6 protein-coding genes and 1 pseudogene are annotated in these 8,157 nt (G+C 56.1%); 6 read left to right on the top strand and 1 reads right to left on the bottom strand.

Translation table 11 applies throughout. The features are described 5' to 3' along the window. A pseudogene (locus ABX962_RS23820) lies at positions 1-1,422 on the top strand (hypothetical protein); the annotation flags it as partial. A 47-nt stretch (positions 1,423-1,469) separates the two neighbouring features. Here ABX962_RS23820 and ABX962_RS23825 read toward each other — a convergent pair. Further along, positions 1,470-2,684, bottom strand: coding sequence for a diguanylate cyclase (locus ABX962_RS23825; RefSeq protein ID WP_372722960.1), 1,215 nt, complete (start codon positions 2,682-2,684; stop codon positions 1,470-1,472). 509 nt (positions 2,685-3,193) lie between these two features. On the opposite strand from ABX962_RS23825, the gene ABX962_RS23830 reads away from it, so the two are divergent. The 5 genes from ABX962_RS23830 to ABX962_RS23850 form a co-directional block, all read left to right on the top strand. Then, positions 3,194-3,598: a two-component system response regulator gene (locus ABX962_RS23830; RefSeq protein ID WP_372722962.1), complete on the top strand. Its 405-nt coding sequence runs from the start codon at positions 3,194-3,196 to the stop codon at positions 3,596-3,598. Positions 3,599-3,639: 41 nt separating this feature from the next. Beyond that, entirely contained in the window at positions 3,640-5,391 is a 1,752-nt protein-coding gene (locus tag ABX962_RS23835) for a GspE/PulE family protein (protein WP_372722964.1), read from the top strand. A gap of 69 nt (positions 5,392-5,460) precedes the next feature. Next, the gene (locus ABX962_RS23840; protein ID WP_372722966.1) at positions 5,461-6,630 is read left to right on the top strand and encodes a type II secretion system F family protein; all 1,170 of its coding nucleotides are present in this window, start codon (positions 5,461-5,463) and stop codon (positions 6,628-6,630) included. Continuing rightward, positions 6,630-6,953, top strand: coding sequence for a competence type IV pilus major pilin ComGC (locus ABX962_RS23845; RefSeq protein WP_372722968.1), 324 nt, complete (start codon positions 6,630-6,632; stop codon positions 6,951-6,953). Before ABX962_RS23840 ends, ABX962_RS23845 begins: the two co-directional genes overlap by 1 nt. Positions 6,954-7,216: 263 nt before the next feature. Continuing rightward, positions 7,217-8,157 (top strand): peptidase U32 family protein (locus ABX962_RS23850; protein WP_372722970.1); only part of this gene is annotated, 941 nt, incomplete at its 3' end.

Raw genomic sequence — 8,157 nt, forward strand, 5'->3', positions numbered from 1 at the left:
GCGACGGCGGCCCAGGCAAGTGAACCGCTGATTGATTCGCTGCATCGTGGCGATCTTCCCGATTCTCCCGTCGACCCTCATCTTCTTGACTCCCTACTCTCGCAAGGAACCCGACTGATGCCATCCCTGTTAACGACACTCGCGAGCTTGATCGCCGGCTCTGCCATCCTCGGTTTGATGATGGTCTCGGGCTCGGCCGGCCAACCCAGCGACCAACCCGAAACGATCACGATCCCCGGCCATGTGGCTCAGTTTGGTGGGGGTGGCGGCATGGGGGGCATGGGAGGCGGCGGAGCGGTGATCACCACCGAACCTCAGGACCAACCCAAACGGAAACCGCTGAGTAAGAAAGCGGCGGACGAGAAAGAGGACAGCAAGGGGTTCTCGGCAGGAACACGCACGATGTGGGCCGAACAAACAGTGGTTCCCGATCCCGTCGGTGAGATCGCCGAAGATGCGATTGGGGCCATGAACCAATCCTTTGAATTTGATCTTACGACCACGCTGGATGAGCTTCCCTCACAACTCGAATCAATCACGGGGGTCCCGGTCATCCTCGATGATCGTGGCGTCGCATTCGCAGAACTCAAAGAAAGCGAAACTCAAATCAAGCTAAACGCGAGCGAACTTCCGCTGCGGACGGCTCTGCGAAAGATGTTGCGGTCGCATGGGCTGCGAGCCACGGTGGAAAACGATGGCGTGGTCATCACCGCCGACACCGCGTCACTGGTGCACAAAGGGATTGGGGTGTCACGCTGGATCAACATCGACGAAGCCGCAGAAAAAAGAGTCGCCGAAGCGCTGACGCGTTCGCTACAGGTCGAGTTTGCTGAAACTCCACTCAATGAAGCCCTCGATTCACTCTCGGAAGAATCGGATCTATCCATGCGAATCGACCGCCGGGCATTGGAAGAAATCGGGCTGACGGAGGATGTCCCGGTCACAGTGAAAACCGCTCCCGTGCAGCTGCAGAGCATCCTCGACTTCATCCTTCGTGATCTCGACCTGATCTTCACAATCCAAGGCGAAACGTTGACCATCACGACCGCCGAAGCTGCGGAGGGACAACTCCTCACTCGCATCTACTGGCTCGAAGGCACCGGCGTGGTCCCAGGCAATTTCAGCGCCATCACCACGCTGATCCAAACCACAATCGCCCCTGATACATGGGAGGCGTTGGGGGGGGCTTCGACGATGGCACCGTTTCAATCGACGCGTCCGGCGCTGCTGATTTCAGCCACTTATGACGTGCATCAGCAAATCGAGACGCTGCTGCAAACGCTGCGGGAATCGCATTTTGGCCCTGATCCGGTTCTCGAATCGGTCGAGGTCCCGATGCCGATGTCGATGCAGGGAATGGGCGGAGGCGGAATGGGTGGCGGCGGCATGGGCGGCGGCATGGGCGGCGGTGGAATGTTTTAATCGGCAAAAACGCGAGCGGCCGAGTTCACTAAAAAATTGAATGCGGATCAAATGCAAACGCAATTCTCCTCGGCACGGGCTGCCGATTTCGCTTCCGGTTCGCCATACACCACCACGCGATTGCGTCCTTGGTGTTTGGCAACATACAGCGCACAATCGGCCTGATTGATTAACGATTGCGGGTCATCGGCGTCAAACTGCAAATGAGACACTCCGATGCTAGCGCTGATTTTCAGATCGGGTTGATCGTCAAACGATTGTTCCGCAACCGCTCGGCGAGCCACCTCGGCTGCCTCAATCGCCTCTTGAACGCTGGCCCCCGGCATCAGAATGCAAAACTCTTCGCCGCCATAGCGACAGACCACGGCAGGACGCTGAAACGAGTCACGCAGAATCTTGGCGACCGCTTTTAACACTTCGTCGCCGACGTGATGTCCATACGTATCATTGACCTGTTTGAAATGATCATTGTCGACCATTAAACAGGCCAGCATCGGCTGGGCTCGGTTCAGTGTTTTCCAAATCGAATCAAACTGTTCAAACAGGGCACGGCGATTCAAACACCCAGTCAACGCATCTTGAGTCGCGAGGACTTGCAACTCGCGATTTTTGTTTGAGATTTCCTCGCGACTATTTCTTAACATCTGCAGCAACCGCTCGACTTCGGCACGATGCTCTTCGACGGCGGTCACGTCACGAAACGTCGCCAAGACACCTCCGGTATCGGACGTACTATTGTCCACGGGCGAAGCGTTTATTGCTAAAAAGCGATAAGAGCCATCGGGATGTTGATACCGCATCAATTGGTCGATATAGCGTTTGTTCTCGCTCATCGCTCGCGCCCACGGAAAATCCTCGGACGTGGCTGAACGACTGCACACCCAACCAAGTGAATCGAGTCGCCGGCCCACCAATTCTTCGCTGCCCAAGCCGATGGTGTCACAGAACGAGCGATTCGCCAAAACAATTCGGCTGGCGTCATCCATGATCACCAAACCTTCGGCCAATGCATCCAACGATTTGCGAACCCGATCTGTCACCACCTGAGTGACCTCGAAGGATCCAAACAAACGGACCACCAGCAGCGTGTAGGCGGCAATGCCTCCGACGATAAAAAAGGCGATCAAACGCATGATCGCGCGACCGTTGTCATGCAGCGATTCGGGAATCAAACCGAGAAACTTGCTGCCAAGTATCAGGCTGATTCCGACGCAAACAATCGCAATCGCGACTTTTAGCGAAGCAAAATAGATCCTCAACACGCTCTTGTTCCCAAGTTGTAGGCCCCCCTAGTTTCCATTCGTCTACGCATCGACCGTGCGTCCACGAATTTCCTCGAAGTGAATTTCGTCAACGAAAGTGCTAGCGCCATGCCCCGCGCGTTTAAGGTCGTCTGGGTGCGTTGGATACGCGGCTCTGTTTCAAAACATGACAGCCCTCAACACCACGCCGACAAACCTCATTTAAATCTGGGATACGCTACAGAGGGGGTGGGCATCGAATCGCATAAATGAACGTAAGCAGTCATCGCGATGGTCAAAGGATTCGGATTGTACCGGTGGCGCCGATTAAAAGGATGCAAGGGCTGCCTGAAAGGCCCCCAGAAGCAGTGGTGCAAAAAAACCGTCGGTTTCCCCACAAATGAGAGCGTGAATACCCCCACATTCTTCTACCTGTCGCAGTTTGCAACCTACATTTCAACGCGAGTTCTTACTTGAATCGCGTTGTTATTGCTGACCTTTCCTCCCTTTGATCCCGACAAGGCATGCCGATGTTTGATTCATCCGGTGTACGAATTCTGCTGGTTCAGTCTGAACCAGTGCTTTCGGAATTGATGTCGTTTCGGCTGCAGTTGCTTGGATACCAAATCGAACGGGTAGGCACCGGGGGTGAAGCGATAGATCGAATTCGGACCGAACCGCCACATCTGGTGATCGTCGATACGGCGTTACATGACGGCGACGGGCTGGAATGGCTGTCACGTCTGCGGGGCGAGTTCGGCGCGGAAGTGTTTTCGGTTTTGGTGGTGTCGTTGGACCCCAGTCTAGAAACCGTCGAACGGGCCTTTTACGCGGGAGCACAAGATTACTTGATCACCCCGTTTGATCCCGTCGTGCTCGAACAAAAAATCGTTGCCCTTGTCTCTCATGCTGCCAATGGTGTCGGTAGCCGCTAAAGCCCCAAACGCAAACGACAAACACAGGCAGAGGAAATACAATGCGACGACTAGGCGATGTCTTAATCGAACAACATGTGATGAGCGCCGAGTCGCTTGACGCGGCGTTTGCATCAAAACCCCGTGGCGTGTTGTTGGGTGATTGGTTGGTCAGCCAAAAGTTGCTGTCGACCCTCCAGCTCGGTCGTGCGCTGGCAGAACAATTCGCGGTGCCCTATATCGACATCGACGCCACGGCGGTCGATGCGCAAATCGCTCGTCTGTTACCCGAGGATTTTGCCCGTACCCGTCAATCGGGCGCGATCAAGGTCGAGGACCGGCAATTGATCTTGGCCATGGTCGCACCGGACGATATCGAAACGATCGCCGAAGCCGAATTGATGACCGGCTACCAAATTAAACCGGCGGTGGCGTTAGCCGAAGACATCGAAGCGCTGAATAGTCGCGTTTACGATGACCGCAGTGTGGCTCGACAAACGATCGTCGACATGAAACTCGCCGAACTACGTGAATTACAAGCCTCTGGTGACGACGTCAACCCATCGGTGGTCAGTGTTGATCAAGAGGACGCGCCGGTGGTGCGGTTGGTGCAGGCGATCTTGTCGGGTGCGGCCACCGCCGGGGCCAGCGATGTTCATTTGGAACCCTTCAAACCCGAAATGCGGGTTCGCTATCGTGTCGATGGCGAACTGCAACAAGTCATGACGATCCCCAATCACATCGAAGAATCGGTGATCAGCCGGATCAAAGTCATGGCCGACATGGACACGACTGAAAATCGTCGTCCTCAAGACGGCCATCTGAATGTTTACGAAAATGGCAAGCGTGTTGGATTTCGCGTGAGCGGGATTCCCACAGTCGATGGACAAAAATTGGTACTGCGGCTGCTCGATGAAGGAGGCAAAACCTTCTCGCTTGATGGATTGGGGATGATGCCTCGCAACCTTGCGTCGCTTCGCGAAATGATCGACAAACCGCACGGCATGTTTGTGGTCACGGGGCCGACCGGAAGCGGCAAAAGTACGACTCTGTATGCAGTACTGCAACATCTAAACGGCGACGATCGCAACATTGTCACGGTCGAAGATCCGGTCGAATATCGATTGCCAGGGATCAACCAAGTGCAAAGCGATAGCGAGTTCGGAATGGGATTCGCCAACGCTCTGAAATACATCATGCGTCAGGACCCGGACGTGATCATGGTCGGCGAAATTCGCGACAGCGAAACGGCGACCACGGCGGTTCAAGCTGCGTTGACCGGTCACTTGATGATTAGCACGCTGCACACCAACGATGCTGTCGGAGCGGTTCAGCGTTTGAGTGACCTTGGGGTGGACAACTTCAAAATCGCGGGCTCGCTGCTTGGCAGTGTCGCCCAGCGACTGCTCCGCCGAGTGTGTGAAAACTGCAAAATGCCGGTCGCTCCGAATCGCAACCTGCTCGATGCGTTGGATCCCGATGAAACGATCTCGCGGTCGACCGACTTTTTCCGTGGCGAAGGCTGCAAGAAGTGTTTGGGAACCGGTTTCTCGGGTCGTTTGCCGATCTTTGAAATCATGCCGATCACCCCCGAGATCACGATGGCGATCGAAGCCGGTGTGCCTCATTCCAAACTGTACGAAATGTCAATCGCCGCCGGGATGGTGGGACTTGCCAACGCAGGACTTGAACAAGCCGTCGCCGGACGTACGTCACTCGAAGAGGTCTACTTCAAAACCAGTGGTGACCGCCGCCGAACGGAATCCAAACCGATCGTGGGCGGATCACGAGAAGTCGACGTCGTTTGCGTTTGAACCCAACACTTCCGCAGGGGCACTGACGCCCAACCGCGATTAAAAACAATTTCCTGAGATCACTGAATCATGGCAACCTCCTATGCCCAGCAGAACACTCGATCCCAATCCGCCGCCTCTGCGGGCGGCGGGGTGATCGGGTTGTTGCGTAAACTGCACTCGATCGAGGTTGGCGGAAAAAAGAAGGGAGGGGATTCAACTCGAATTCCTCCGGTTCCGCTCGCCGATCTGTTGCGTTTGCTGTTGATGTTGCTTGAAAACGGATTGTCGCTACCCAAAGCACTTGCCTCGCTGGCGGCGGACCGATCGTCGGCTCGATACCGCAGCGTGCTTGTTCGGCTTCGCATGACGATCGAAGCCGGCGGACTTCTCAGTGACGCGATGCAGCGTTACCCACGTACGTTTACCGCGATGCAAGTCCAGCAAATTCGCATCGGTGAAAAAAGTGGCTCGCTCGAAAAAGCGATGCGTCGTGTTTGCGAACAACTCGAGCGAAGCGTCGCTTTGAAGAAGCGAATCATCAAAAAGATCAGCTACCCGGTACTGATCACGGTGGCCGGTGCGGGGCTGATGATTTTTATGTGTGTCGTCGTGGTGCCCGAATTTGAAACGGTTTATTCGAGCAGCGGTGTCGATTTGCCGGTGGTCACGCAAGTGGTTACGGGAATGAGCCGGCAAGTGATCCACAACGGATGGCTTGTCGTTCCGTTTTGCATCACGCTGGTCGCCTTGATTTCGATCATTCGTTCGCGTCCCAAACTCGCCCGGATAGCCGATGCATTGCTGCTGAAATTGCCGCTGGTTGGTCCCTGGCTTCGCGACGTTGCGGTGCTGCAGTTTGTCGAAGGCATGTCGTCGATGGTCGAATGTGGCTACACGCCTGCCGATGCGGTCGGAGTGGCCGTGGATTGTGTTCGCAATCGCGAGGTGCGAGCCTCGGTCGACCAAGTCCGGCGCAGCGTGCTGCGAGGCGAACGACTCAGTAAACAACTCGGCAACCATGACCATTTCTTCTCAGCCACGCTTTGCCAGTTAGTCGCGGTCGGTGAACAGTCGGGCGATTTCCCTAAAGCACTGCGTGGGGCTTGCGAGCATCTACGTGAACGACTCGAAACCCGGATCGATGCTTCGGTCGGACTACTCGAACCGACGCTGACGATCCTGTTGGCGGTCGCGATTGGCGGCATCGTGCTGTCGATCTACACTCCGATGTTCCACATGTTTGAGGTACTCGAATAATGGCGTCCCCCCGAAAAGGCTTCACCTTGATCGAGGTGATGGCGGTTCTGATCATCTCGGCGACGGTGGCCATCATCGGGATCCGGCATCTGCAACAGCCTGGCGATTTGGCCCACGATCGCAGCTGCCAACTTGCCCGAGAATTGCTGCAACATTACGTCCAGGCCTATATCGATGACACCGGTAGCGCCCCCTCATCAAGCATGCGAGAAATTGCCACCGATGTTTACGCGGGCCGCACGCTGCCGACATGTCCGGTGACCGGCCGAGCGTTTCAGCTTGACCGAAACGGCCGAGTCCGCTGCGCGGATCATCCCGAGTAGGGTCCACGGATCTCTCTCGGCGGCGTTGGCCCAATGCCATCTCCCTTGGGTAGCGTTCGCGGCGCGGGGCCCGTCCGGTTGCAGCGTGATAAAACGTTCGGTTTCGACCGGGCGGCTCGCGCCGCTCCGCGATAAAAAACCACCCGGTATGGGCGAAAGTAGATGACATTGGGTGTTGGCTTCCAAGGCAGTGCCGGGAACCGAAATCGATTTCCGGATCGATCCATTTCCCAAAATCGCGATTGGTGGTCATACTTGGCTGCATGAACACAAAGTCAAGTAAAGTCAGCTCGGAAATCGAACTCCTTTCGCCCGCCGGCGATTGGGACTGCGCTCGCGCGGCGGTCGAAAATGGCGCCAATGCGATCTATTTTGGGTTGGATTGTGGTTTCAACGCCCGCTTTCGTGCCCACAATTTTGGGCTGGACGATCTGCCGGGATTGATGAGCTGGCTGCGAACCCGCGGTGTTCGTGGTTACGTGACGATGAACACGTTGGCGTTCCCCTCGGAATTGCCTGATTTGATCAAGGTCATCGAGCGTGTTGCCGAAGCGGGGGTGGATGCCGTTTTGGTCCAAGATTTCGGCGTCGCCCGAATCGTGCGGTCCGTCTGCCAGCAGCTGGAAATTCACGCGTCGACGCAGATGAGTTTGACCAGTGCCGAAACGATCGCGGTCGCGGCCGATTTGGGGCTATCCCGCGTCGTGTTGGCACGCGAGTTGTCGGTCGCCGAAATTCGCAAGATCACCTCGGCCACCGACATGCCGATCGAAGTCTTCATTCACGGCGCGTTGTGCGTGGCCTATTCCGGCCAATGCTTGACCAGCGAATCGTTGGGCGGGCGAAGTGCGAATCGAGGCCAATGCGCTCAAGCATGTCGGTTGCCGTATGAGCTGATTTGCGACGGCGAAGACCGCGATCTTGGCGAAGTCCGCTATTTGCTGAGCCCGCAAGACTTAGCCGGCTATGCCGCCATCCCCGACATGATCGACGCGGGCGTGGCGTCACTAAAGATCGAAGGCCGACTGAAAACGCCGGAATATGTCGCCAACATCACCGGACACTATCGACGCGCGATTGATGATGCGATCCGCACCGGCAAAGTCCACGTCGACGACACCGATCGTCAAGAAATGGAACTGTCGTTTTCGCGAGGTTTCTCGCCGGGATGGCTCGAAGGCAACGACCACAAACGATTGGTTCC

Origin of the sequence: Novipirellula sp. (assembly GCF_041583735.1) — a bacterium.
Classification (GTDB): Bacteria; Planctomycetota; Planctomycetia; order Pirellulales; family Pirellulaceae; genus Novipirellula.

Coding starts and splice junctions, on each gene's coding strand:
- ABX962_RS23840 (WP_372722966.1), top strand. CDS start 5,461: ATGGCAACCTCCTATGCCCAGCAGAACACTCGATCCCAATCCGCCGCC.
- ABX962_RS23835 (WP_372722964.1), top strand. CDS start 3,640: ATGCGACGACTAGGCGATGTCTTAATCGAACAACATGTGATGAGCGCC.
- ABX962_RS23845 (WP_372722968.1), top strand. CDS start 6,630: ATGGCGTCCCCCCGAAAAGGCTTCACCTTGATCGAGGTGATGGCGGTT.
- ABX962_RS23830 (WP_372722962.1), top strand. CDS start 3,194: ATGTTTGATTCATCCGGTGTACGAATTCTGCTGGTTCAGTCTGAACCA.